Origin of the sequence: Hellea balneolensis DSM 19091 (genome assembly GCF_000428525.1) — a bacterium.
Lineage (GTDB): Bacteria > Pseudomonadota > Alphaproteobacteria > Caulobacterales > Maricaulaceae > Hellea > Hellea balneolensis.
Genome location: NZ_KE386760.1, coordinates 36,225 through 59,391, shown reverse-complemented (window position 1 = coordinate 59,391; position 23,167 = coordinate 36,225). Strand labels below are relative to the sequence as shown.

General features: G+C 48.6%; 24 protein-coding genes. 9 read left to right on the top strand and 15 right to left on the bottom strand.

Annotated elements, in window-relative coordinates:
* Positions 1-3: 3 nt before the first annotated feature.
* The 4 genes from coaE to F569_RS0114875 are packed head-to-tail and all read right to left on the bottom strand — an operon-like array spanning position 4 to position 2,862.
* Positions 4-591, bottom strand: a complete 588-nt coding sequence (coaE, locus tag F569_RS0114890) for a dephospho-CoA kinase (RefSeq protein ID WP_026942851.1) — start codon at positions 589-591, stop codon at positions 4-6.
* Positions 588-1,436 carry a shikimate dehydrogenase gene (gene aroE, locus F569_RS18440; RefSeq protein ID WP_034389167.1) on the bottom strand — a complete coding sequence of 283 codons (849 nt, stop codon included), beginning with the start codon at positions 1,434-1,436 and terminating at the stop codon, positions 588-590. Before aroE ends, coaE begins: the two co-directional genes overlap by 4 nt.
* Positions 1,433-2,023, bottom strand: a complete 591-nt coding sequence (locus F569_RS0114880) for a Maf family protein (protein WP_026942850.1) — start codon at positions 2,021-2,023, stop codon at positions 1,433-1,435. Before F569_RS0114880 ends, aroE begins: the two co-directional genes overlap by 4 nt.
* Positions 2,020-2,862, bottom strand: a complete 843-nt coding sequence (locus F569_RS0114875; RefSeq protein WP_026942849.1) for a pyruvate, water dikinase regulatory protein — start codon at positions 2,860-2,862, stop codon at positions 2,020-2,022. Before F569_RS0114875 ends, F569_RS0114880 begins: the two co-directional genes overlap by 4 nt.
* A 410-nt stretch (positions 2,863-3,272) precedes the next feature.
* Here F569_RS0114875 and hemE point away from each other — a divergent pair, with 410 nt between their 5' ends.
* The 3 genes from hemE (at position 3,273) to rho (ending at position 6,158) form a co-directional block, all read left to right on the top strand.
* Complete coding sequence (gene hemE, locus F569_RS0114870) at positions 3,273-4,307, top strand: uroporphyrinogen decarboxylase (protein ID WP_026942848.1); 1,035 nt, start codon at positions 3,273-3,275, stop codon at positions 4,305-4,307.
* The gene (hemJ, locus tag F569_RS0114865; RefSeq protein ID WP_026942847.1) at positions 4,291-4,731 is read left to right on the top strand and encodes a protoporphyrinogen oxidase HemJ; all 441 of its coding nucleotides are present in this window, start codon (positions 4,291-4,293) and stop codon (positions 4,729-4,731) included. Before hemE ends, hemJ begins: the two co-directional genes overlap by 17 nt.
* 161 nt (positions 4,732-4,892) lie before the next feature.
* Complete coding sequence (gene rho, locus F569_RS0114860) at positions 4,893-6,158, top strand: transcription termination factor Rho (RefSeq protein ID WP_026942846.1); 1,266 nt, start codon at positions 4,893-4,895, stop codon at positions 6,156-6,158.
* A 16-nt stretch (positions 6,159-6,174) separates the two neighbouring features.
* Here the strand turns inward: rho and F569_RS0114855 are convergent, their stop codons facing one another.
* Complete coding sequence (locus F569_RS0114855; protein WP_026942845.1) at positions 6,175-6,639, bottom strand: hypothetical protein; 465 nt, start codon at positions 6,637-6,639, stop codon at positions 6,175-6,177.
* Positions 6,640-6,702: 63 nt separating this feature from the next.
* On the opposite strand from F569_RS0114855, the gene F569_RS0114850 reads away from it, so the two are divergent.
* A complete protein-coding gene (locus F569_RS0114850) occupies positions 6,703-7,812 on the top strand; it encodes a PQQ-dependent sugar dehydrogenase (RefSeq protein ID WP_026942844.1) in 1,110 nt (369 codons plus the stop codon).
* A 37-nt stretch (positions 7,813-7,849) separates the two neighbouring features.
* Here F569_RS0114850 and secB read toward each other — a convergent pair whose 3' ends face one another.
* On the bottom strand, positions 7,850-8,395 hold the full coding sequence (gene secB, locus F569_RS18435; protein ID WP_084169067.1) for a protein-export chaperone SecB: 546 nt from the start codon (positions 8,393-8,395) through the stop codon (positions 7,850-7,852).
* A gap of 166 nt (positions 8,396-8,561) precedes the next feature.
* Here secB and F569_RS18430 point away from each other — a divergent pair, with 166 nt between their 5' ends.
* From F569_RS18430 to F569_RS0114830, 3 genes are read left to right on the top strand one after another with little or no spacing between them, the layout of a single operon-like run.
* Complete coding sequence (locus tag F569_RS18430; protein ID WP_051279947.1) at positions 8,562-9,227, top strand: Tim44/TimA family putative adaptor protein; 666 nt, start codon at positions 8,562-8,564, stop codon at positions 9,225-9,227.
* Positions 9,228-9,230: 3 nt separating this feature from the next.
* Positions 9,231-10,508: a murein transglycosylase A gene (mltA, locus tag F569_RS18425; RefSeq protein WP_051279946.1), complete on the top strand. Its 1,278-nt coding sequence runs from the start codon at positions 9,231-9,233 to the stop codon at positions 10,506-10,508.
* A complete protein-coding gene (locus F569_RS0114830) occupies positions 10,509-11,030 on the top strand; it encodes a Smr/MutS family protein (protein WP_026942843.1) in 522 nt (173 codons plus the stop codon).
* Between the two features lie 123 nt (positions 11,031-11,153).
* Here the strand turns inward: F569_RS0114830 and hslU are convergent, their stop codons facing one another.
* The 7 genes from hslU to F569_RS0114795 form a co-directional block, all read right to left on the bottom strand.
* Positions 11,154-12,455: an ATP-dependent protease ATPase subunit HslU gene (gene hslU / locus F569_RS0114825; protein WP_026942842.1), complete on the bottom strand. Its 1,302-nt coding sequence runs from the start codon at positions 12,453-12,455 to the stop codon at positions 11,154-11,156.
* A 30-nt stretch (positions 12,456-12,485) separates the two neighbouring features.
* Positions 12,486-13,541 carry a hypothetical protein gene (locus tag F569_RS0114820; RefSeq protein WP_026942841.1) on the bottom strand — a complete coding sequence of 352 codons (1,056 nt, stop codon included), beginning with the start codon at positions 13,539-13,541 and terminating at the stop codon, positions 12,486-12,488.
* Between the two features lie 43 nt (positions 13,542-13,584).
* On the bottom strand, positions 13,585-14,418 hold the full coding sequence (locus F569_RS0114815) for a mechanosensitive ion channel family protein (RefSeq protein ID WP_084169056.1): 834 nt from the start codon (positions 14,416-14,418) through the stop codon (positions 13,585-13,587).
* Positions 14,419-14,484: 66 nt separating this feature from the next.
* On the bottom strand, positions 14,485-15,537 hold the full coding sequence (gene holA / locus F569_RS0114810; protein WP_026942839.1) for a DNA polymerase III subunit delta: 1,053 nt from the start codon (positions 15,535-15,537) through the stop codon (positions 14,485-14,487).
* A complete protein-coding gene (gene lptE / locus F569_RS0114805; RefSeq protein WP_084169055.1) occupies positions 15,537-16,037 on the bottom strand; it encodes an LPS assembly lipoprotein LptE in 501 nt (166 codons plus the stop codon). Before lptE ends, holA begins: the two co-directional genes overlap by 1 nt.
* On the bottom strand, positions 16,034-18,736 hold the full coding sequence (gene leuS / locus F569_RS0114800) for a leucine--tRNA ligase (RefSeq protein WP_026942837.1): 2,703 nt from the start codon (positions 18,734-18,736) through the stop codon (positions 16,034-16,036). The genes lptE and leuS overlap by 4 nt, the downstream gene beginning before the upstream one ends.
* Positions 18,737-18,840: 104 nt before the next feature.
* Positions 18,841-19,311 (bottom strand): DUF3576 domain-containing protein, encoded by a 471-nt coding sequence (locus tag F569_RS0114795; protein WP_034389162.1) that lies wholly within the window; start codon positions 19,309-19,311, stop codon positions 18,841-18,843.
* A 247-nt stretch (positions 19,312-19,558) separates the two neighbouring features.
* Here F569_RS0114795 and F569_RS0114790 point away from each other — a divergent pair, with 247 nt between their 5' ends.
* A complete protein-coding gene (locus F569_RS0114790) occupies positions 19,559-21,271 on the top strand; it encodes a porin (RefSeq protein ID WP_026942835.1) in 1,713 nt (570 codons plus the stop codon).
* Here F569_RS0114790 and F569_RS18420 read toward each other — a convergent pair.
* Positions 21,268-21,903: a thiamine phosphate synthase gene (locus tag F569_RS18420; RefSeq protein WP_051279944.1), complete on the bottom strand. Its 636-nt coding sequence runs from the start codon at positions 21,901-21,903 to the stop codon at positions 21,268-21,270. The two genes, F569_RS0114790 and F569_RS18420, sit on opposite strands and share 4 nt — an antisense overlap.
* Between F569_RS18420 and F569_RS0114780 the strand changes: the two genes are divergently transcribed.
* Positions 21,902-22,582 (top strand): YggS family pyridoxal phosphate-dependent enzyme, encoded by a 681-nt coding sequence (locus tag F569_RS0114780; protein ID WP_026942834.1) that lies wholly within the window; start codon positions 21,902-21,904, stop codon positions 22,580-22,582. The genes F569_RS18420 and F569_RS0114780 overlap by 2 nt on opposite strands.
* Here F569_RS0114780 and F569_RS0114775 read toward each other — a convergent pair.
* Positions 22,573-23,079: a L,D-transpeptidase family protein gene (locus tag F569_RS0114775; RefSeq protein WP_026942833.1), complete on the bottom strand. Its 507-nt coding sequence runs from the start codon at positions 23,077-23,079 to the stop codon at positions 22,573-22,575. The genes F569_RS0114780 and F569_RS0114775 overlap by 10 nt on opposite strands.
* Positions 23,080-23,167: the final 88 nt, after the last annotated feature.

The following is a 23,167-nucleotide window of genomic DNA, read 5'->3' as shown; positions in this document are numbered from 1 at the left end:
CCTCTAAGCCGTTTCTTTTAAGTCCCTTATGATGTCCTGCACCTGTTTGCGGGCATTATCTAGACCCTTATCAGTAAAAATAAGGACGTCAGCACGTTTACGTTTTTCATCATCCGGAATCTGGCGGGCTAACAAAGAGTCAAATAATTCCGGCGTCATACCCTCTCGCGCCAAAACCCGTTCGCGCTGTAGCTGGTAAGGCGCTGTAACCACCGCGATATGGTGCACCGCTTTATCAAGTCCCGTTTCGAATAGTAACGGAACGTCCATAACAACTATTTTTGCGTCTTTATGCGCCTCAAAAAATGCGGTGCGGCTTTCGCTTACAAGGGGATGGATGAAACTTTCAAGCACTTTTAAATGCAACGGGTCGGCTCTCATATGCGCGCCCAAGACTACGCGGTCCACAGCGCCATTCTTGATGGCATCAGGGAATACGGCCTTTATAATTGGAACAGCTTTACCGCCCTTGGCATATAGCTCATGCACAACCCCATCAGCATCAAATACGGGGTAGCCCTCTTCGCGGAACATTTCGGCTGTCGTGGATTTTCCCATCCCAATTGAGCCTGTAAGACCGATTATGATCATTGCCCTGCTTTCAGCGCCGCAAACAACATCTCTTTAGGGTCGGGCAGCTCTGGAGCTTTATGCCCATAAAAGAGACGGAATGAGGGCCTCGCTTGCGCAATCAACATCTCAAGGCCACCTAGGGTCATACAGCCCGCTTTTTTAGCTTCACGCAGTAACCGTGTATGGCGGGGGGTATATATAAGATCATATACAAAGCTGCCCTTTTCGGCCAAGTGAATATCAATATCCAATTCAGGCTTTCCGCTCATGCCTCCCGCAGTCGCATTTATAATCAGGCCTGAAGCAGCAACAGCTTCATCACGCTTTGCCCAAGGCAGAGCATAAAAACTGGGGACATTAACAATATCTACCAGCGCTTCAGCTTTTATGTCTGTCCGCCCAATAATACGAATTTCGGGCACATTAAGCGCCAGCAAAGCCCCTATAACGGCTCTTGCCGCACCGCCTGTTCCAATAATTAGCGCTGGTGTTTGAGATAATGTTTTGGCGCCCATAGCCTTGATCAAGGGCACTGCAAACCCTTCGAGATCTGTATTATGGGCAATCAGCTTACCGTCTTTTTTATAAAGGCAATTTGACACTCCTAGCTTAATCGCATCAGGGGTTTGTTCATCCGCCGCTTCATAAGCAAGGCTCTTGAGTGGAAGCGTAACATTTACACCTGAAATGGATGTTCGTTTCAAACTCTTAAAAGCGCGGACAGCTTCGTCAGGACGAACCGCAAAATGCACGTAAGCCCCGCCGAGACCCAATTCCTTTAGCCAAAAATTATGCAAAACAGGGGAAAGCGAGTGGTGTATTGGCCAGCCGCACACACCGGCTAATGTCGTAATCTTGCTCATGACGGGATTGCTCCGCGAAGCCGTAGATAATCCATTACAGGTAAAAGCGATAAACCTAATATAGAAAAGAAATCACCCTCAACATGAGAAAATAGCTGTGCGCCTAATCCCTCAAATCGATAGGCTCCGACTGATTTCGTTAAAAGATCATCTTCTTTTTCAATATAGTCTTCCAGAAAACCATCCGAAAAATCACGCATTGTCAATTTGGTCTTCGCCATGTGCCGCCACACAGCCTGCCCGCCTTCACATATCACCACCGCACCAACAAGAAAATGTGTTTTACCACGCATAAGTTTTAGACGCTCACGCGCGTCATTAATATCTTTGGGCTTGTCATATAGCTCTCCGTCCATAACCATTATTTGGTCAGCGCCTATAACAAGTCCTTCCTCTATCCGGCTAACACGCATCGCCTTGGCTTCAGCAAGCGCATCTGCAATATCCCGAAGCCGCGCCGATTCTGCGAGCATCGATGCCTTAATAGCCGCTTCATCAACGGGTTTAACAATTACTTCAAACTCAAGCCCTGCATCAGACATAAGCTTACGACGAATTTGGCTACCCGAAGCTAATATAACTCTCATCGTGTTTCTCTACCAGATTGCTGATAAGCATTGATAATTTGTGCGGAGGTTTCTTCAATAGATTTCCTCGTTACATCTATCACCTTATAACCTTTACGCACAAACATACGCTTAGCTTCACGCATTTCGTCCCGCACGCGATCAGCATCCGTATAATCAGTTTGTTGATTTTGCCGAAGCCCGACCAAGCGTTGCTCTCGAATTTGAACAATTCTATCAGGCGCGGCTACAAGGCCAACAATAAAAGGTTTATCAAAATTATCCAATATAATTGGCAAAGGCGCATTTGGGACCAACGGGATATTACCTGTCTTATAGCCTCTATTCGCAAGATAGATCGACGTTGGCGTTTTTGACGTTCGGCTAATACCAAGCAAAATAATATCGGCTGAATTTAGGCCCGTAACATTTTGTCCATCATCATGAGCCATTGCGTAATCAAGAGCTTCGATACGGTTATAGTATTCAGCGTCCAAGGTTCGCTGGGCTCCGACTTCACTTATCATAGCCGCGCCCAAATACCTGCCAAGCATAGAGAGTGTGGGATCCAATATAGAAATAGCGGGAATGTTTAGCTTAGCGCAATGATTCTCAAGCATTTTGCGCCGTTCTTCATTAACCAATGTATATAAAACAACACCCGGTTTTGCTTCAATATCATCGAGTGTTTTAAGCATTTGGCTTTCAGATCTCACCAAAGCATGAAGGTGCTCCAGAGCAGTTGCATTACGAAATTGCGCCGTCGAAGCTTTCATCATTGCGACAAGTGTTTCCCCTGTGGAATCTGAGACAAGATGAACATGAAAATATATGGCAATAGATTTATTTGGAACTGACATAGCTCTTTCTAGAGGGGCTTATCCAAATTTGTCCACACATAGTGTTATATCTAACGCTTGAATGTGAATCTCTTGAACATAAATTTTAGCTCATACTAAATCATCCGCATCTTAACACTGTGATTATTAATCCTGTGAATAGACTGTATAAGTTTTCTGCTAAAATCCATCCACAAACTCATTCGTGCCTTAATGACAATTCTAGCCTATAAAAAATACCTTATTCACATAACTGTATAAGTTTTCTTCCAAAAACTAATATTGCGAATAATCCCAAGCATTACCCTTAATATTAAGATTGGTTACTAAAGTGTTAATCTCGTCCACATTGTCACATCTCTAATACTATCACTCCTTATATTTTTCTTTTAAGAGGGAAGAAATTTTATTGGCAAAATGGTGCATAAACATTGACGTCCTCTCTTTTAAAAGTCTTATCGGGCGAAAGACTTGATATCCCGCCAATATGGATGATGCGTCAAGCCGGGCGTCATCTACCTGAATATTTAGAGGTTCGCGCGACAGCTAAAAACTTTATAGATTTTTGTTTTTCTCCCGATAAGGCGGCTGAAGTGACTCTTCAACCTATCCGCCGATATGATATGGACGCGGCTATTCTGTTTGCAGATATTTTGCTTATCCCCATAGGACTAGGACGGGATGTCTGGTTTGTTAAAGGTAAGGGCCCACAGCTCAATCCTATAACTGTTTCTGATATTGCAAAGCTTACAATTGAAGGTGCAGCGGAGCGTGTTTCGCCCGTATATGAAACAGTTTCAAAAGTAAGAGCTAAGCTTGATCCCTCAAAAGCCCTTATCGGATTTTGCGGTGGCCCCTGGACGGTAGCAACTTATATGATTGAAGGGCAGGGCAGTCCAAAAAAAGAAATAGCTAAACGGTTTGCTTATGAAAACCCTGAAGCTATGGATGATCTGTTGCAAGCCTTGGCGATATCCAGTGCAGACTATTTAATCCACCAAGCCAATGCAGGCGCTGATGTTCTTAAAATATTTGAAAGCTGGGCAGAAGGTCTCTCGCCTGACCTTTTTGAAAGGCTCGTAATTAAACCAACACGCCAAATCATAGATCTAGTGAGGGATGCTGGTATTACAAAACCTATTATAGGCTTTCCGAGAGGCGGGGGCCTTAAGGCTGTTATATATGCGCAAAATACAGGCATCACAGCCATTGCGGCAGGGACAGATATGCCCATGGACAGCTTTAGAAAGCTCTTACCAAAAGATATGCCTTATCAGGGCAATTTAGACCCACTTGCCTTGAGAATTGGCGGTGATGTTTTAAGACAGGCCGTGCAAACTGTACTTGAGACATCAACCGGACCGCATATTTTTAATTTAGGTCACGGCGTGACGCCGGATGTTAAGATTGAAAATGTCCATGCGGTTATAAACCATATTAGAACAGGAGATGGCGATTATGTATGAGTGGTTTAAAGCCCTGCATTTAATAGCTGTTATCTTTTGGATGGCGGGTCTTTTATATCTGCCGCGCCTTTTTGTTTACCATAGCGCTTCAACGCCTGGCGGGGAACTTGAAGCCAAAATGATCGAAGCCGCTGAAAAACTCATGCGAATTATTATGAACCCGGCTATGATCGTCTCATTTATTTTGGGTATGATTTTAATATTCGGATATAATGCTGCAAATTTGACAGGCTCCATCTGGCTTCCTGTAAAATTGCTATTGGTTTTTGCTTTGATGGGGTATCACGGTTTTCTTTCCAAGCAACGTAAACTCTTTGCAGCTGGCGGGCGTCCAAAATCAGAAAAATTCTTTCGCAAGATCAATGAAGTCCCGGCAATTTTTACAATCATCATTGTTATTATGGCTATTGTAAAACCGTTTTAATTGACTTGACGAAATACTAATTCAGGCCTAGATGAAAAATATAAGACGGCAGTCCTGCCGCAACTTTTCAAATGTTAGCTCATATAAATTGAGCCTGAAGAGATTTCCCCCTGAATGAGATATATATAATGACTGAAGAAAACACATTAGACCTTGAGGGGATGACGTCCATCAGCCTCGATGATCTTAAAAAATTAAAACCAGCTGAACTTATAAAATTTGCCGAAGAGGTTGGCGTTGAAAATGCTGGCTCCATGCGTAAGCAAGATATCTTTGTCGCTGTCTTAAAAGATTTAGCCGAAGATGAAGTTGAACTCCAAGGCGGGGGTGTCCTCGAAGTCCTGCAAGACGGCTTTGGTTTTTTGCGCGCACCTGATGCCAATTACCTGCCAGGCCCCGATGATATTTATGTTAGCACCAAACAAATCCGTAAATTTGGCCTAAGAACAGGCGATACTGTTTCAGGCATTATTCGCTCTCCCCAAGAGAATGAACGTTACTTCTCTATGAGTAATGTGACGTCAATGAATTTCGGAACCCCTGAACAAGCCCGTAACAAAGCTCATTTTGACAGCTTAACACCACTTTATCCAGATGAGCGGATGAAAATGGAAATAGAAGATCCGACTCGTAAAGATATTTCAGGCCGGATTATTGATATTGTGGCGCCTATTGGTAAAGGACAGCGGGCCTTGATAGTTGCGCCGCCGCGTACAGGTAAAACTGTCCTTCTTCAAAATATCGCTCACTCCATCGAGAGAAATCATCCTGAATGTTATGTGCTTGTACTCTTAATTGATGAGCGCCCGGAAGAAGTGACGGATATGCAGCGCAGCGTTAAGGGTGAGGTTGTGTCTTCAACATTTGATGAACCAGCGACACGCCACGTTCAAGTTGCTGAAATGGTCATTCAAAAAGCCAAACGCCTTACAGAGCATGGAAAAGACGTTGTTATTCTTCTCGACTCAATCACCCGTTTGGGCCGCGCTTATAACACTGTTGTGCCAAGCTCTGGTAAGGTCTTAACGGGCGGTGTTGATGCTAATGCGCTCCAGCGTCCTAAGCGCTTCTTTGGCGCCGCGCGAAATATTGAAGAGGGCGGGTCTCTGACCATTATTGCGACAGCGCTGATCGATACAGGATCCCGTATGGATGAAGTTATTTTTGAGGAATTTAAAGGCACGGGTAACTCTGAATTGGTGCTTGACCGTAAAGTCGCGGATAAGCGTATCTTCCCGGCTATAGATGTGACCAAGTCCGGTACACGTAAGGAAGAGCTTCTTCTTGATCCCGTTGAGCTACAAAAGACCTATGTTTTGCGCCGTATCCTAAATCCTATGGGCACGATGGATGCCATTGAGTTTCTGCTTGGGAAACTCAAAGATAATAAGAACAATTCAGAGTTCTTTGACTCTATGAATACCTAGGAGAATATTTAGGCGGCTAGTGAGCCGCCTTTTTATTTACAGTTAAATTGCGGGTGAGATAGGCAAAAACCCATCCGCCCAAAGCTCCTGCCAAGATTTGAAGACTTATACCGAGCGCATCTCGCGCTCCGGCTATAATATGCACATCAAAGAAAGCTTCTTTCATTGCAAAAAGCAGGACAAGCATAGCGACACCTCCGGCAACACTATAAATGAGAGGACGGCCAAACTTTACGCCGCGATAAAGAAGACCCCCGGCAAGAAAGGCGAATCCAAGAGCAAGCGTAATAAAAATTCCATAAAGTGTTCCAAGGTGACTGATATCATAGGTGGTCATAGAAAGCCGTTCACCAAACCCTATATCTGCGCCCAGATTACCCAGGCGGGAAATAATATTTTGCGTTTGTAAGGCTACAGCTAAAATAACTGTGACAAAAACAGCGGCAAGCCACGCCCCGACACGTTTCAGAAATTTAAGCATAAGCCTCTCCTTGTCTTTCTTTAAGCTAGGTCTAAGATAACGTCAGGTCAATAAGAGGCATTTATGCGCAAGGTTCTGACACTCATTTCTGCGATTGCTTTAACAGCTTGCCTCGAACCTCAGCCTGAGCCTGATGTTAAAGAAATACCAATTTCAGAATTTACGATTGAAACACTCGCCAAGGGTTTTAGTGCGCCTTGGTCTGTGGCTGAAACCTCCCAAGGATATTTTGTGACAGAGCGCGGGGGTAAGCTTTTTAGAATTATAGGAAACGCAAAAACAGAGATCACAGGATTACCTGATGATATTTATGTTGCAGGGCAGGGCGGTCTTTTGGAGGTCGCCCCCGCACCGGATTTTGACCAAAGTAAAGAGCTATATATCTCTTACGCTTATGGCGGCCCCAAAGAGAATGGCACAGCTTTGCTAAGAGCCTCTTTAAAGGGGGACACATTAGAAAACGCGAGTATTATTTTCCGGGCCTCGCCGCCCAAAGCGGCCGCCTCCCATTTTGGCGGACGGATTGTTTTTCTGCCTGATAATACACTTATTCTAACATTAGGTGATGGTTTCGCTTACCGCGAAGAAGCGCAAAACCTTGACTCTCACCTCGGCAAAATTGTGCGTTTAAACCGCGATGGGGGCACACCTTCCAATAACCCTAAATTAGGCGGCAAACCGCAAATTTATTCCTATGGACACCGAAATGTTCAAGGCTTGGCTTATGATAGAGAGACAGGAAATCTCTGGGAACATGAACACGGCCCGCGCGGCGGAGATGAGCTTAATCTTATTAAACCCGGCCAGAATTATGGCTGGCCGATCGCGACAACGGGTTTGGACTATAACGGCGCAAAAATAAGTCCTTTTAAAACATATGAGGGTATGACTGGCCCGGTGCATGACTGGGTCCCCTCAATTGCGCCCTCAGGTCTGGCTATTTACCGCGGAGATATGTTTCCAAAATGGAACGGAGATGCTTTGATTGGCGGCTTGGTCTCAAAAGATCTACGCCGTATTGATTTGGAAAACGGCGCGTCTCTTGGAGAGACAAGTCTTTTATCAGATTTAGGAGAGCGTGTCCGCGATGTACGAATAGATCAAAGCGGCGCGATACTAGTTTTGACGGATGACCCCGAAAATGGTAAACTCCTGCGGGTTACTCCAAAATAAAATAATAAAAAAAGCCCCTGAAACAGGAGCCTTAAATTTAATTTGTTGGTTGCTCTGCCGCGCGGCGCATCATCTCGTCGCGGAACATGGCTGCAAAGTCCGGCGGCTCCAACATGATGGGCGGGTATCCGCCATTTTGTGTCATATCGGCCATAATCTGGCGAGCAAATGGAAAGAGCAAACGCGGACATTCAATCAGGATAAGGGGCTGAATTTCTTCAACGCTAACGCCTTGGAAGGCAAAGAGCCCAGCATATTCCAATTCTGCAATAAAGGCCGTTTGTTCGCCGCGTATCGCTTCGGCTTTGAGCATCAATGTCACTTCGACATTATCACCTTCGAGCATTTGGCGGCCAATTTCGATACCGATACTAATAGCAGGGGCTTCAAGTCCGGAGCGTAAACTATCAGGCGCATTTGGGTTTTCGAAACTTTGATCTTTAGTATATTGCGCTAAGACGCTGAGCATCGGGCCTTGTACGGCCTCTTGCTGAGTGGCCTTGGCTTCAGCTTCGGCTTTTGCGGCCGCCTCTTCCGCAGCTTTCTGGGCCGCTAGCTCTTTTTTGGTTGGCTTTTTCGCCATAATATCCGGTCTCCCGTTACTTAATTTCAGGCCGCTCGCTAACATAGTGCAGTCAGCCGGGCAATTGCTTATTGCGAGATGGGCTATTAGCGCCTATCTCCACACATAACTGGTGCTCACGCGTATAAAATTCAACCTAAGCACCGAAAATAAGGATTAGTTCCGCATGTATGAAGTCATTCTCTATGCTGCCATCGCAACAATCGTTTGTGTTATGCTTTATAGTGTTCTTGGAAAATCCGTTGGCCAAGGGCCTGAATCTGGTTTTGATGCTGAAAAAGCGATCAAAGATAGCGAGAGTGCAAATAATAAAGTTGTTCAGTTAAACAGCTCAAATACGCCTCCCACAGGTCTCGAAGCCATCGCCGCCGCGGATAGTAATTTTTCTCCCGCATATTTTATGGATGGGGCCAAAGCAGCTTATTCAATGATCCTTGAGGCCTTTGCGGCCGGAGATCGCGAACAACTTGAGTCTTTACTGACCTCTGATGTTTACAAAGTCTATGCAGAGGCGATTGATGCGCGAGAAGCGGATAATCTAACGCAAGTCACGGATTTGGGCCGTCTGCGCAAAGCCATGATCAAAGAAGCTGAGCTTGACGGGAAAATGGCCCGTATCGAAGTGCTTTACGAATCAGAACTGACATCCGCATTGATGGATAAGGACGGAAATGTTGTTCAAGGCGATCCGGATATTCTCTCTAGTATTTCTGAAGTTTGGACATTTGAACGCAACGTAAAATCATCTGATATCAATTGGCGCTTATCCGATGTCTCGCCCAGTGAAGGTGATGCGCTAGAAGCCGACCCGACACCTGATACTAAAAAATAGATCATGCTGCGCAGATTACTTTCTGCTGCGGCAATTCTGTCGCTCTCGGCTTGCGCAACTATTGCGGTTCCGCCTCAGCCTGAAATAACAGAAAAAGACTCTGTTATATCTGCGCCAGAACCTTCGCCTGAGCTAAAAGAAGAAATTGCCGCTGCGCCTTCGGCTGAGCCTGAAATCGACGTGATTGAACCTCTGGAAGAAGAGGCCGCCCCGCCCCCGCCGCCCTCCGATCTTCCGCTCGAGGTTGAAATTTTCGAAACGCCCAAATGGTATTCAGATCTTCCTTTTTGGCGTGACGCCGATCAGCGTCCTGCGCTTAAATCTTTTCTTGCGAGCTGCGCTAGTTTTGCCAAAGCAGATCTCGCGGCAGAGCTTAATCCCCGCCAACCCGAATATGGCCGCTATAATGATTGGATGCCGGCCTGTGATGAAGCCTTCTTTGTCGGTGATAGCCGCAAAGAAGCGCGCCGCTTTTTTGAAGATCAATTCGCCCCACTTGTCCTTGCGAGACCTGATGGTGATGAAGGATTGCTGACAGGATATTACGAGCCTGAAATTGACGTGCGGAAAACCGCTGACCCGATTTATTCCGAACCCATATTGGCAAAACCTAAATCTGAGCTGGTACAAAATTTAGAACGCTCACAACTTGGCCCAAATTGGTCACGCGTCATTGCTTATGGAAAACCGATTGATGTGTTTTTTATGCAAATCCAAGGGTCAGGCCGCATTAAATTTAAAGACGGTTCAATAGTGCGCGCGGCATATGCCGCCAATAATGGCCGTAAATATAAATCAATCGGCAAGGTCTTAGTCTCGCGCGGAGAAATGACAGTGGAGCAAGCGAGCAAGCAAGCGATTAGCGATTGGATGGAACGGGCCGGGCCCGAAAAAACCCGCGCACTGATGAATGAAAACCCGCGCTATATTTTCTTTACCGAGCAAAAAATTGCTAAAGGCCAAGGCCCGCGCGGCGCAATGCGTGTCCCGCTGACAGCCATGGGCTCAATGGCGGTGGACCCGCGCTATCATCCATATGGAACTCTAGCTTGGCTTGAGACAACTTTGCCGCAGAAGCCGGGTGATTATAAAGGTAAAAAAACGGGCGTTTTGGTCTCCGTACAAGATACAGGCAGCGCTATTCGCGGCCCGCTACGCGGGGATTTATTTTTCGGTCCCGGAAATATTGCAGGGGACAAGGCTGGCGTAATGAAACATCCTGTGCGTTGGACAATATTGGTACCCAAAGCCATTGCGCCGAAACCCATTGGTATTGGGTAAGTGACTAGAAAGTCCAAAACTGGGCGCCCCTTAAAGCCTGAAGAGAAAACCGTTTGGACACGTGTAGCCAAAACCGTTGCGCCGCGCCGATATGAAAAGGGCCCGAAATCCGCAAGACCGCTCCCGCCGACAGATCCCACAACCGAAGACTTTGCCCATATGCTGCGCCTCCCGCCTGATATCGCGCCCACGCCGCGCGGCCTCCCACAAAGCTTGGAGCCCAACCAAGATAAAAAAACCCGCCGCGGCCAAGTCACCATAGACTCCAAAATTGACTTGCACGATATGACCCAAGCACAGGCGAAACCTGCCTTGATGAAAGCCATCATCCGCGCCTCTAACCGTAATCATAAATGCGTGTTAGTTGTAACGGGTAAAGGTCTAAGAGGTGAAGGCGTACTCCGCCGAAATTTCATTAGCTGGATAGGCGACCCACAAATAAGACCGTTAATCGCGACCTACGCCCAAGCGCATATTAAACATGGCGGGAGCGGGGCCTGGTATGTGTTTTTGAAGGGGTGAGCTTTAAAATGTCCTCACCCTAAGGCGACGCAAAGCGGCGGGACTCGAAGGGTTGGCGCCCGTAGGAACGGTCCTTCGAGACGTTCGCTATGCTCTCTCCTCAGGATGAGGGGAACGATTGGATCACAAAATAAACTTACTCAAATCCTGATCGGCCGCGAGTTTGCCGACATGCTCCTTAACGTAAGCTTTATCCACCACGACCGTCTCGCCGCCCTTATCTGTGGCTTTAAAACTGATATCATCGAGGAGGCGTTCCATAACGGTGTGCAGGCGTCTTGCGCCGATATTCTCGACACTTGCATTTACGTCGGCCGATATCTTTGCAATTTCGGCAATGCCGTCTTTGGTAAAATCAAGGGTAACATCCTCGGTCGCCATCAGGGCTTTATACTGCTTAATTAGGCTCGCTTCGGGTTCGGTGAGGATGCGCACGAAATCTTCTTCGGTTAGCGCGCGAAGCTCGACGCGTATAGGCAGGCGGCCTTGAAGTTCAGGCAGTAAGTCCGATGGCTTGGCGACATGAAATGCGCCGCTCGCGATAAATAATATATGATCTGTCTTAACGGGACCATATTTTGTCGAAACCGTTGTGCCCTCAATTAGTGGGAGTAAGTCGCGCTGCACGCCTTCGCGGGACACATCCCCGCCCCTTGCATCAGAGCGCGTGGTGATTTTATCAATTTCGTCGAGAAAAACGATACCGTCTTGCTCTGCCAGTTCTACGGCTTCGCGTTTAATCGCGTCATCATCCAGCAGCTTATCAGCTTCTTCAGAGAGGAGCGGCCCATGGGCGTCACCAATTTTCATGGTCACTTTCTTGGTCTTGCCGCCTTTGCCGAGAAGCGCAGATAAATCCATCATACCCATAGAGGCGCCGGGCTGCCCAGGGATTTCAAAGCCTTGAAAGGGCGATCCATTATCGGACATTTCAAGCTCAACTTCGGTTTCATCAAGTTCACCTTTGAGCAGCTGTTGACGAAATTTATCACGTGTGGATTCGCGGCCACCTTCCCCAACAAGAGCATCGAGAATACGCTTCTCTGCGGCCAGTTCAGCTTGGGCGCTAACTTGCTCGCGCTTGGTTTCGCGTAGCAGGGAAATAGAGGCCTCAATGAGGTCTCGAATAATTTGCTCAACGTCACGGCCGACATAGCCAACCTCGGTAAACTTTGTCGCTTCGATTTTAATAAAGGGGGCTTGGGCGAGCTTGGCGAGGCGGCGAGAAATTTCTGTTTTACCCACGCCTGTCGGCCCAATCATGAGTATATTTTTAGGCGTCACTTCATGGCGCAAATCATCTGATACGCGGCGGCGGCGCCAGCGATTACGCAGCGCAATAGCGACGGCACGTTTGGCATCACTTTGGGCAACAATGTGGCGGTCCAGTTCGGAGACTATTTCTCGGGGGGTAAAATCTGTCATAGCCCCTAAATGGTGAGCTAAATATTTAAATCAAGACTTATAATGCGGGTCAAAAGGCGGCGGGAAGATGGGTAAATTTGGCAAGATTTTCAGCAATCCGTTACGCGCTGTATGCCATGCTGCGCCAAGAAAAATAATCGCTGCGCCGAGCAATAATAATGTCGCGGCAACAACTGTCCCAAAGCCCATGCCTGTTCCGTCAAAGAGATATCCGATCGCAAAGGCGGCATAGCCCAATGAGGACACGATTAAGGCGCGGCGGTTTATGGCCAGGCCGATCAGCGTAATTACCGAGACGATAAACATGACGATCGCGGCGTCTCCTCTGTCCAAACTGACCATAGGGACAAAGCCAAAGAGCACATCTTTTTTCAGCGAAACTGTTTGCAGCGCGAGGCCGTGAATAATGAGGGGGGCCGCCAAAAAATGTAGCCAAAAGGCATTATCAGCAAAGCGTGTGGTACGGTGCTTGTCCCGCATATCATAGGCAAGCGCTATGGTGAAAATAGTAAGCCCGCTCAGGAACAACCCAAGCCCAAATTGTGAGCTTAGAAATTCGGGAGCAATGCGCCCGACAAGAGCTGCTGCAAGATAAAGTCCTGCTAAAGCAATCAGCGCAATGCAAAAAGGAAGGCGTATACGCAGGTAAAAGAGCAGCATTGCGCCCAAGGTAATCAGCGCCGTCATAATGTCCCCGCCAAACCCCATATCGCCTAATACGGCTTGAACGCCGCGCTGCGTAAAAATGAGAAACGCCAAAGCGGTGATAAGGGTGGGTAAATGGGCGCGGCGTTTGCGGCCAAAATACTCAGCCATGAGCCACATGACGATGGCGGCCAAAAGGAAAGAGACGCCGCCGCCCATCAGCCCCGCAACAACGGAAAGACCAAATCCAAATATGCCAACGCCAATGGCAATAAAGACATCAGAGAATGAACGCAAAAACCGCATCTCATCTTCATTACCAATCTGCGCTAGATCATTATCTGGGACACTCGTCTTGGCCCGCATAGCCTCAGCTTGGGACGGCGTAATAATCCCTGCTTCAAGCGCTTTGGTAATTTGGTCAGGCGTCATATCGGTCATGAGCAAAGCCTAAGACCGAAATAACGTTTTAACAAGAGCCTGACTAACCCGCTTTGGTCGTGACCACGCGTTGCGGGAAGGGGATGTCTATGCCTTCTTTATCGAGGGCGGATTTAATATCGATGCGTAAATTAGAGGCGCGCAGGAGCCAATTATCTGCTGGGAGCCAACAGCGGCACGACACGGTAATGGCGCTGTCGCCGAAATTCATAATGTAACATTCTGGCGGTGTTGGGGTGTTCATGATATCAGGCGTATTTTGCATCACGTCCAAAAGAAGCGCCTTGGTTTTTTGAAGGTCGCTGTCATATCCCACACCAATGGTTTCGATAAATTTACGTTCTGAATGGCGCGAGAAATTCTGCAAACGATTGCGCCAAACTTCACTATTGGGCACATAAATAAAGATGCCCTCCAGATTTTTAAGGGTTGTGGCAAAGAGTCCGATCTCGACAACTGTGCCAGCATAATTAGAGGTTTCAGCAAATTCGCCAATTTTAAGCGGCCGTAAAAATAGCAACATAACGCCCGCCGCAATATTTGAGAGTGTATCCTTCAGAGCTAAGGCGATACCTAATCCTGCTGCCCCAAAAACGGCTAATAAGCTTGTCGAAGGCACGCCTAATTTTGTCAAAAAGGCATAGAAGGTAACCGCTAGAATGAGATAAAAAATGCTCGTTGCAATAACGGGCTTAAGCGTTGCATCAATGTGCCCAGACCCTATTTTTGAATTACGAAGCCGTCTGCGCATCCAGCGTGCAAAAATAAGTCCGAAAAATAATATCACTAGCGCCGCTGATATATTCATCAACAGGCTTAAAAGTTCGGGGAATGTCTCGCGCGCATGCGCCCACTGCTCTGCAATCTGTTCCATCATATATCTCTAATGTCTCGCGGAAATATTCGTTCCCGCTTATATTTAATTTTGCGCCCCAAGAGGATGTTATCTCCGCTTACCCGCATAACCTGAGAGGGCCAATAGGAGGCGGCCTGTTATCGCGTCAACAGGCGCGCCCGCTGTTTTTAATTGTTTCTCAGCTTCCAAACTTTGCGAGAGGGCGCGGCGGAGCATGGTGCCGGGCCAAATGCGCAGCTGGCCTAAAAAGGCGCGTTCTTGCATACGAAAGACGGGCGGGCGTAGGGAGCGTAAGGCCCCTTCGGCGCTCTCGCCGCTATCCATATTGGCGCTGGCTTCGAGTAGCCGCCCGATATGACGTTGCAAACTGCGCAATATGACTGCGCTATTCATTTTCCCCGCAACCGCACGGCGAAAGCTGGCATCGCATTCAGTGACATTCCCGCTCATGGCATTCATGATAATATCGTCAATGGAGACGTTTTGACCGCCGGCAGCAAGGGTGCGTATATCATCAAGAGTTACGCGAGCCTCAACCTCAGACCCATACCCTTTATATAGCGCCATTTTCTCAATCTCGCTGCGGGCCATGGCATAATCGCCTTCCAAAAGCGGCGTCCATAAAGCCAATGCGTCATTGTTAATGGCGATGGAATGCTCATTCAGGCTTGTGCGAACCAAATTGGACAGATCTGCTGTGTTGGCGGCGTAACAGCCAATGGCCGCAAATTTCCCGGCGGCCTCAAAGGCTTTGCGCACAGCGGAACGGGGGGAGAGGTCACCCGCTTCTACGATTAACTTAGCCTCCGCTTTGCCGGGTTCGGTATCAAAACTTTTGATGATTTTGGCGATAGCCGCGCCGTTTCTTTCATGGTCCAGACGCAAGCGCACAAGCCGCGCATCTCTAAACATTGAGAGGGCCGACATTTCATCTGCAAGCTTGGCAGGATCGCCCGTTAAGTCATCCGCCGTCAAGACCGTTGCCGCGAAGGCATCATCGGGATTGGGCAGATAATATTTCGTCAGTAATCCGCCGCGTTCTTTAACAAGGCCGCGATCCGGCCCAAAGAGCAGCACGCCAATAATATCAGCTTGCGGCGCCGAGACAAATTTATTAGCGCGGGCGCCGGTGAGCTTCATTATTTTTGATCGGCGTAATAGCCCGCAAGTTTAACCAAAAGGCGGTCAGCCACTTCTTTGGCGGTCTGCTGCTTGGCATTATTATCTGCGGCCACAATTCCGTAAGGGTCAACTGGCGCTCCGAAGGTCGAAGTGCCCTTGACTTTACCTTTGTTCAAAATACGGCCCGTTTTGGCATCCATAAGTTTGTAATTCACTTCTAGGATAGAATCGTAGCGGGAGGCGACATCATCGGCAGAAATACCGAGGCGTTGACGCCTTAGTTTTGGGGTCAACTCTAAAATATGTTTGCCAGTATTTTCGCCAATACGATCCCGTAGCCGCTGCATGACTAAAAACCCGGCCTCTTTATCCCCCGCATCACGTCCATCATTGATTTGGATTGAGATATCCTCAAATTTGGCGGCATTCGCGCCGAGGCTACTGCCATGCATGGGCGTAAATCCGCACGCTGTGAGGAGAGGAAGGGCCAAAGCCGCAATAATAATTTTTTTCATCATGACGCCACTATATTGATAATTCGTCCGGGAACAACAATGACTTTCCTTACCGTTAGGCCATCAATGGCGCGTTGTACGGCCTCGTCAGCCAAAGCGAGTTTTTCCGCGTCCTCCTTTGAGATGTCTTTCGGTGCAGATAGTTCAGAACGGCGCTTGCCATTAACCTGAATAGGCAGGGTGACTTCATCTTCGACGAGCATGGCGGGATCAACCTCCGGCCATGGCGCGTGATAGCATAGACCTGCGCCGCCCAAATGCGACCAGCACTCTTCCGCCAGATGCGGCATGAAAGGCGCGATGACGCGGATGAGAATACCTAAGCTTTCCGCTTTGGCGGCGTCTTCGCCTTTATATTTCTTTAGTGCATTGGTGAGCTCATAAATCTGCGCGACAGAGGTGTTAAAGCGGAAGCTCTCAATCCCCGCCGTGATTTTTTCAAGTGCTTTATGGGCAAAGCGGCGCAGGGCGAGGGCGTCACCTGTGGCATCGGTCGCCACAGAGAGCGGGTTCATTTTCTCACTGTCCGCAACAAGGCTCCAAACCTTTTTGGAAAAACGCCACGCGCCGATGACGCCAGATTCTGTCCATTCGACATCCCGTTCAGGCGGAGAGTCAGAGAGGACAAACCAGCGCGCCACATCCGCGCCGTAACCCTCGATAATTTCATCCGGGTCGACGACATTTTTCTTGGACTTGGACATCTTAATGACCTCGCCCTTGGAGATGAGTTTTTTGCTCTCAATATGAAGCAGCTGATTGCCGCCCTCAATGACATCGGCGGGCATGACATATTCGCCGTCTTCATCTGTAAAGACCGCATGGGTCACCATGCCTTGGGTGAAGAGGCCTGCAAAAGGTTCCCCGCTTGGGAGGTCAAGCAATCCGCAATCGCGGAGGCCGCGCGTAAAGAAACGCGCATATAATAAATGCAGCACAGCATGTTCGACTCCGCCGACATATTGATCGACGGGCAGCCAGTCATTAGCGGCTGCGCCAATGGGAGTGTCTTCTGTATTGCCGCCGGCAAAGCGCGCAAAATACCAAGAGCTATCCGCAAAGGTATCAAGCGTATCGGTTTCGCGCTCGGCAGGCTCACCGCATTTCGGACAGGTCACAGGATTCTCTTTAGTCCCTGTTTTAAATGTCGGGTGACGGTCGAGTGGGTTACCCGGAATGTTCAGATCGATATCCTCATAAGGGAGCTGAACGGGTAGGTCGGCTTCCGCCACAGGCTGTGGCCCGCAAGCTTCGCATTTAATCACAGGAATAGGACAACCCCAATAACGCTGACGGCTAACACCCCAATCGCGTAGGCGGTATTGTGTGACGCCTTGGCCCAGGCCAATCTCTTCGATTTTGGTGATGGCGGCGCTGATGCCTGCCTCTTTGGAGAGGCCATTGAGGAAGCCAGAATTAATCAGTGTGCCTTCACCAACATAGGCCTCCTCCAACTTCCGTTCATCCCCGCCTTCGCGGGGATGATTGGGGTGTGGGGGTTGAACCACAGGTAAAATCGGCAGACCGTATTTCGTCGCAAAATCAAAATCGCGTTGGTCATGGGCGGGGCAGCCAAAAATAGCGCCTGTACCATAACCCATAAGAACGAAATTCGCGATCCAGACGGGGAGGGTTTTAGTTTCATCAAAGGGGTGTTTGACACGGAGGCCAGTGTCTAAACCAAGTTTTGGTGCTTGGGCGATAGCTTCTTCCGATGTTCCGATTTTGGCGCATTCAGCTTGAAAGGCCTCTACCTCGGTAGAGGATTGTTCCATCTGTTTTAATATTGGATGGTCTGGCGATACGGCAATAAAGCTTGCACCAAAAAGCGTATCTGGTCTTGTCGTGAAGACCTCGATGCCTTCTGAAATATAATTTAGAACATTTGCTTGTCGGTCAGGGTGGACTCCGTCACCTGCATCTGCGTGTTCTGCAATTGTCAGTATTTTCTTACCAAAGACTTTGATATCTTTTGATGAACCAGTCCATTCAAACCGCATCTGCAAACCCTCAGATTTCCCAATCCAATTGGCCTGCATCGTCCGCACTTTCTCAGGCCAGCGGTCGAGTGTGTCTAATCCTTCAAGTAACTCCTCTGCATATTCTGTAATCTTAAAAAACCACTGATCCATGTCGCGCTGTTCAACCACCGCGCCGCTACGCCAGCCTTTGCCGTCTATGACCTGTTCATTGGCGAGAACCGTATTGTCTACGGGGTCCCAATTGACTTTAGCGGTCTTGCGGTAAACGAGGCCTTTTTCCCAAAATTTCAGGAAAATCGCCTGTTGCTGTTTGTAATAGGCTTCATCAGAGGTCGCGAATTCACGGCTCCAATCCAGCGCAAATCCTAACCGCTTCATCGGCGCTTTCATCGCGTCAATATTGCCGTAAGTCCAATCTTTCGGATGACCACCTGTGGCGATGGCCGCGTTCTCGGCGGGCATGCCAAATGAGTCCCAGCCCATAGGGTGCAGCACTTCAAAGCCTTGCGCCTTTTTATAACGCGCCACAACATCACCCATCGCGTAATTACGCACATGGCCCATATGGATTCTACCGCTCGGATAAGGGAACATTTCTAGCGCGTAGAATTTGGGCTTATCGCTCTTATCATCGGCGCGGTAAATATCTCCTTTTTCCCACACGGCCTGCCAGCGCGGCTCAACCTCGGCGGCATTATATCGGGCGTTATCGTCACTCATTATATGGCTCTTAACATCAGAAATTTAAGCGCTGTCTATAGCAGAGACAGGGCACAAAAAAAGGCCTCATTAAGGGCCTCTTTTCTCAAATATTTAAGAGGGCCTTACTGACCGTCAACCGTAGCAATATAGAGCTGACGGGCGCGGGTCAGGATAGCGTTTTCAATCTGGCGTGCTGTATCGGCATCAACAGACGCGTCCTGCCATCCACCCGCAGAGCGCGTTTGCTTAAAGATGGATGTCTTTAAGGCATCCGCCCTTAGATTCGTGTCGAGGATATAAACATTGGCTTTAAACCGCTCATTAGGCGCTTCGGCACTGGCATACCAATCCGTGACGATAACCCCGCCAAATGGATCAACTTGCTCAAGCGGCATAAAGTTCAACGTTTCAAGAGAAGCACGCCATAAAAATGAGTTCACGCCCATATTTGGCGCTTGGGCTGTTGAGATGGCGCGAGATTGCTTTTTAGCTTTGCTTTTACCAATACCGAGCGTCCCGCAAGCTGTTAAAAGAACAGAGGCCATCACAGTAGAAACTAATAGGGCCGGGACGCGTGTGCGTGAAATTGTCATCAAGATTGCTCCGTAAGCATCAAATCATTCTTAAATTCTTCTGGGCGTTATAACACTAAAAACCGCCGCGCCTAGTCCTGCTATCAGGAAATTACGGGGCTTTAATATACATAATCCCCCATAAAACCGCAGGGATTTAAGATTTGTTAACCATTTTTTAGGGAAGCCCCGCACATTAAGGACACATATTATGGTTAACGCGGCTTGAGGCCTACTTAAGGCTGAGGCGCGGCATTCGGAGACACCCATGCCAACTCATTTTCGGGGAAAATCCCTTATTGTGCCGCTTGTGATTTCTGGCCTTGGCGTCATGACTGTCGCTACCGCTCAAACCACCAGTTCTCCTTTTGCTAAAAAAACAAAGAAACAAGCGTGGGAGACAGAAGATAGTGTTCCGTCCGCTCCTGCCGCGCCGAGTTCTATTGCGCCGAGTAGCAGCTCTTATTCAGATGTCGAAATTTTTGATGAACCCTTGACGGTCACGCCAAGCACGAACTCCCTGCAAGACACGGCGCGAAATCAAATTGAAAGCAGTAGCTATAATTATCAGCCTAAAACAGAGAGCACTTATGGCTCTAAGACTTATGGCTCTAAGACCTATGGCTCCGAAGAGCTTGCCGGCAGTGCACCCGCGGCCTCTGATAGCGGAGCTTATTATCCGGGCCGTGAAAAAGGCCAATATGAGTATCAAGCTCCTACAGCTCAAAATTATGCACCTCGTCAAGCGGCCACCCCTCTCTCGGCTGCACCTCAAGCCCGAAAGCCTCGCAATAAATGGCTTGATAAATTTGGCCTTGGCGGGATTAAGCTTGCGGCGCAGGGCTTTATGAAAATTGGTGGGGCTTTTGTGGACCGCGCTGGAGAAGATGAAAAAGATTTTGATTTTGTCGCGCATGGCCGATTAGAGCTTGAGGCCAGCGCTATTACCGATGGCGGTATGGAATATGGCGTGAACCTTGAATTGCGCGAAGATTATGACCGTTATCGCCGCGGCTTTGGCGGACGTGTTGGGGATTGTCCTCCGGGTGTTGCGGGATGTAACGGCACTTTGGTGGCGGGGGTTCCAACGGGGCTTCGTGGACATACCTCACAGTTTTACAGTAGTGGCCCCAGCAACGCGACGGAAACACAGGTGGCGCTTGAAAGCGCGCATTTATTCCTGCGCACCGCTTATGGTGACGTCACAGCGGGCCGGGATGACGGCGCGGCTTATCTCTTCTCTCTGGGCGCACCGAGCCTAATGATCGTCAATGCCTCTAATTCAGCTGTCGACTATACAGGTCTGGACAGCGTTAAAACCGTCAATGATGCGTCAGGGTTTTCTGAGAAAATCACTTATACAACGCCGCGCCTTTTGGGTGATAAAATCGGTGTTGGAGTTCAGCTCGGCGCGTCTTACGCCTTTAACGCGCGCGCTTGCGGGGTTGATTATTGCGTGCGCAAAAACAGCAAAGACGAATCTGGTACGCTTGCGCCTGATCTCAAAGATGTCATGGAAGTGGGTCTCTCGCTTGACCGTAAATTTGATAATGGCCTCAAGGTCGAAGCCACAGCGACATATGCCACGGCCAAAAACGAAATTGTTCTGGCCGGATTTGATGATCTGCAAGCGTGGAATACAGGCCTTGAAATCTCGCTCGGTGACTGGACAGCTGGCGGTTCATATTTGCAAAGTAATAATGCGCTTAGCGATGGAGATTATACCGCTTATGATGCGGGCATTACGTGGAAGCCCTCGGCTTATGGCTTCACCGCGAGTTACGGCCATGCCAATGATAAAAATGTCGATCTGAAATCAGATCAATTTGTCTTTGGCGTCATGCGTGAATTTGAACGCTTTAGCCTTGGAACGGGCGTGCAATATATCGAACGCACAACACCTCTGGCGACAGGCAATATTATCAGCTCGCAAAAAGAAAAAGCGACAGCGGTCTTTATCGAAGGTGGCTTTAAGTTTTAGAGAGCAAACCCAATCCCTGCTATACCTGCAGCGCCTGAGCCGAGAAGCTTTGGCGCTGTTGTTTTATTGATGCCGCCTAGCGCAAAGACAGGAACAGGTAAGGTGCTAACTTTATTGGAAAAACCCTGAATGCCTATAGGCTCTCCAGCGCTGGGGCTTTCACTTGGGAATATGGACGAGACTAAAAGCCCATCCAGAACAGTCATATCGCCTTGATATTGGCCCAACTTTAGTCCTGCCATTGAGATGAGCCAATCTGGACAGCGTTGCCGCCACAGCGTTGGGGCTTTCACCTTGGCGCCGCGCTTAAAGTGAACGCCGTCAGCTCCAATGTCGATTGCAAGGGCGGGGTCATCCCCTATGAGGAGTTGTTGCTCGCGTTCAAAGGTGACTTGCCTTAAGTTTTCTGCATCCACAAATCTATGGGCGCTGCCAAAATGCCGATATATAATGGCAGTTCTTCTCGGAAGTTTTCCCGCGGCGGTTACGACATCGGGAACGCGCGATGGGTCTGTCATAAATATAAGAGGTGATAAGCGGCAGGGCTTTTCCCGCGCCTGATAGAGTTTTGTCGCGACCGAAGGAATTGTCTCTCTTCCCTTATAATCCCATTCGGGGTAAGCCGCGCACATGTCTGATGAACTTCCAATTTCTAAAAAACGTGACCTCATCCTAGAGCGAATGGCTGAGGCTGCCAAGCGTGCAGAGCGCAGTGACTCGCAAGTCTTGGTCGCGGTTTCCAAGGTTCAACCTGATGATCGTATCGCGCAGATGTTAGCCGCAGGGCAGACCGTGTTTGGAGAGAACCGCGTACAGGAAGCGCAGAAACGATGGGGCGAGAGCTTTGCGGAAAACCGCAAAGAGATTGAGCTGCGTCTCATTGGGCCGCTGCAGACAAATAAAGCTGAAGACGCGATCAGGCTTTTTGATGTTATTGAGACGCTTGACCGAGAAAAACTAGCTAAAGCTTTTATCAAAGCTGCAGATAAAGTGGGTCGCATGCCGCGCCTATTGGTACAGGTCAACACAGGTGAGGAAGAGCAAAAAGCCGGAATTTCGCCTAAGGAGCTGGCGGGATTTTTGACACGGCTTAAGCGCAATTACGATATAACTCCCGAAGGTTTGATGTGTATTCCGCCTGTTGGCGAAGCGGCGTCTCCGCATTTCTGGTTGCTAAAAAAACTGGCCGATGAGCATGGCCTGAAAACAATTTCCATGGGAATGAGCGGAGATTTTGAAACCGCGATAGAAATGGGCGCAACGCATGTCAGAATAGGGTCAGCCCTATTTGGAGATCGGGATTATAATTGAATATTTACGTCCATTCCCGTTTTTAAACGCGGTAATAATCTTACTATCACTTCCGGCGCTAGGGCGACGCATCCCAAAGTCTTTCTGTCATCAGCTTGTGCAACATGAATAAAGACAGCACTGCCCAATCCAGCTTCGGGGGGGCTGTCATTATGGTTCATAACTAGGATCACGTCATAGGCCCCGTCCTCCCGCCATAGCTTTTCGTGGGACACATTATAAGGCAAGCGGATGAAGCGGTTATAGGCGGGATCATTCGGATCATCGCACCAGCCATCATTTTTGCGCAAGGGACGGAAGGTTAAGCCGCTTTTAGGGTTTGGTAGCCGGTCAGCCCGATAAAGACCGAAGCGTAGAGAATAATCTCCTAAGGGTGTTTTTTCATCACCCTCGCGGCCCTTTTCAAAGGCAATGGCACCTTCGCGCCCAATGCGGCAGGGGTAAATTTGGCCCTCAAACTCAATTGTGTGGGCGGATGTGTTCACGATTATACTCAAGTTAGGTCTCTTTTTTGTGATATAGTGCGATTAAACTGGCATTAGCCTAATAGTGTAAACAAGTCTAAAGAGCTCGAAATCCCGTAAG

Excerpts from the sequence above, each read along its gene's own strand:
- F569_RS18420 (WP_051279944.1), bottom strand. The coding sequence starts at position 21,903 with ATGTGCGCGGCTTACCCCGAATGGGATTATAAGGGAAGAGAGACAATT.
- F569_RS18430 (WP_051279947.1), top strand. The coding sequence starts at position 8,562 with ATGTATGAAGTCATTCTCTATGCTGCCATCGCAACAATCGTTTGTGTT.
- F569_RS0114795 (WP_034389162.1), bottom strand. The coding sequence starts at position 19,311 with ATGACAATTTCACGCACACGCGTCCCGGCCCTATTAGTTTCTACTGTG.
- holA (WP_026942839.1), bottom strand. The coding sequence starts at position 15,537 with ATGAAGCTCACCGGCGCCCGCGCTAATAAATTTGTCTCGGCGCCGCAA.
- F569_RS0114780 (WP_026942834.1), top strand. The coding sequence starts at position 21,902 with ATGTCTGATGAACTTCCAATTTCTAAAAAACGTGACCTCATCCTAGAG.
- hslU (WP_026942842.1), bottom strand. The coding sequence starts at position 12,455 with ATGACAGATTTTACCCCCCGAGAAATAGTCTCCGAACTGGACCGCCAC.
- secB (WP_084169067.1), bottom strand. The coding sequence starts at position 8,395 with ATGGCGAAAAAGCCAACCAAAAAAGAGCTAGCGGCCCAGAAAGCTGCG.
- leuS (WP_026942837.1), bottom strand. The coding sequence starts at position 18,736 with ATGAGTGACGATAACGCCCGATATAATGCCGCCGAGGTTGAGCCGCGC.
- F569_RS0114880 (WP_026942850.1), bottom strand. The coding sequence starts at position 2,023 with ATGAGAGTTATATTAGCTTCGGGTAGCCAAATTCGTCGTAAGCTTATG.
- rho (WP_026942846.1), top strand. The coding sequence starts at position 4,893 with ATGACGTCCATCAGCCTCGATGATCTTAAAAAATTAAAACCAGCTGAA.
- F569_RS0114790 (WP_026942835.1), top strand. The coding sequence starts at position 19,559 with ATGCCAACTCATTTTCGGGGAAAATCCCTTATTGTGCCGCTTGTGATT.
- F569_RS0114850 (WP_026942844.1), top strand. The coding sequence starts at position 6,703 with ATGCGCAAGGTTCTGACACTCATTTCTGCGATTGCTTTAACAGCTTGC.
- F569_RS0114875 (WP_026942849.1), bottom strand. The coding sequence starts at position 2,862 with ATGTCAGTTCCAAATAAATCTATTGCCATATATTTTCATGTTCATCTT.
- mltA (WP_051279946.1), top strand. The coding sequence starts at position 9,231 with ATGCTGCGCAGATTACTTTCTGCTGCGGCAATTCTGTCGCTCTCGGCT.
- lptE (WP_084169055.1), bottom strand. The coding sequence starts at position 16,037 with ATGATGAAAAAAATTATTATTGCGGCTTTGGCCCTTCCTCTCCTCACA.
- hemJ (WP_026942847.1), top strand. The coding sequence starts at position 4,291 with ATGGCGATTATGTATGAGTGGTTTAAAGCCCTGCATTTAATAGCTGTT.
- F569_RS0114815 (WP_084169056.1), bottom strand. The coding sequence starts at position 14,418 with ATGATGGAACAGATTGCAGAGCAGTGGGCGCATGCGCGCGAGACATTC.
- F569_RS0114820 (WP_026942841.1), bottom strand. The coding sequence starts at position 13,541 with ATGACCGATATGACGCCTGACCAAATTACCAAAGCGCTTGAAGCAGGG.
- coaE (WP_026942851.1), bottom strand. The coding sequence starts at position 591 with ATGATCATAATCGGTCTTACAGGCTCAATTGGGATGGGAAAATCCACG.
- aroE (WP_034389167.1), bottom strand. The coding sequence starts at position 1,436 with ATGAGCAAGATTACGACATTAGCCGGTGTGTGCGGCTGGCCAATACAC.
- F569_RS0114855 (WP_026942845.1), bottom strand. The coding sequence starts at position 6,639 with ATGCTTAAATTTCTGAAACGTGTCGGGGCGTGGCTTGCCGCTGTTTTT.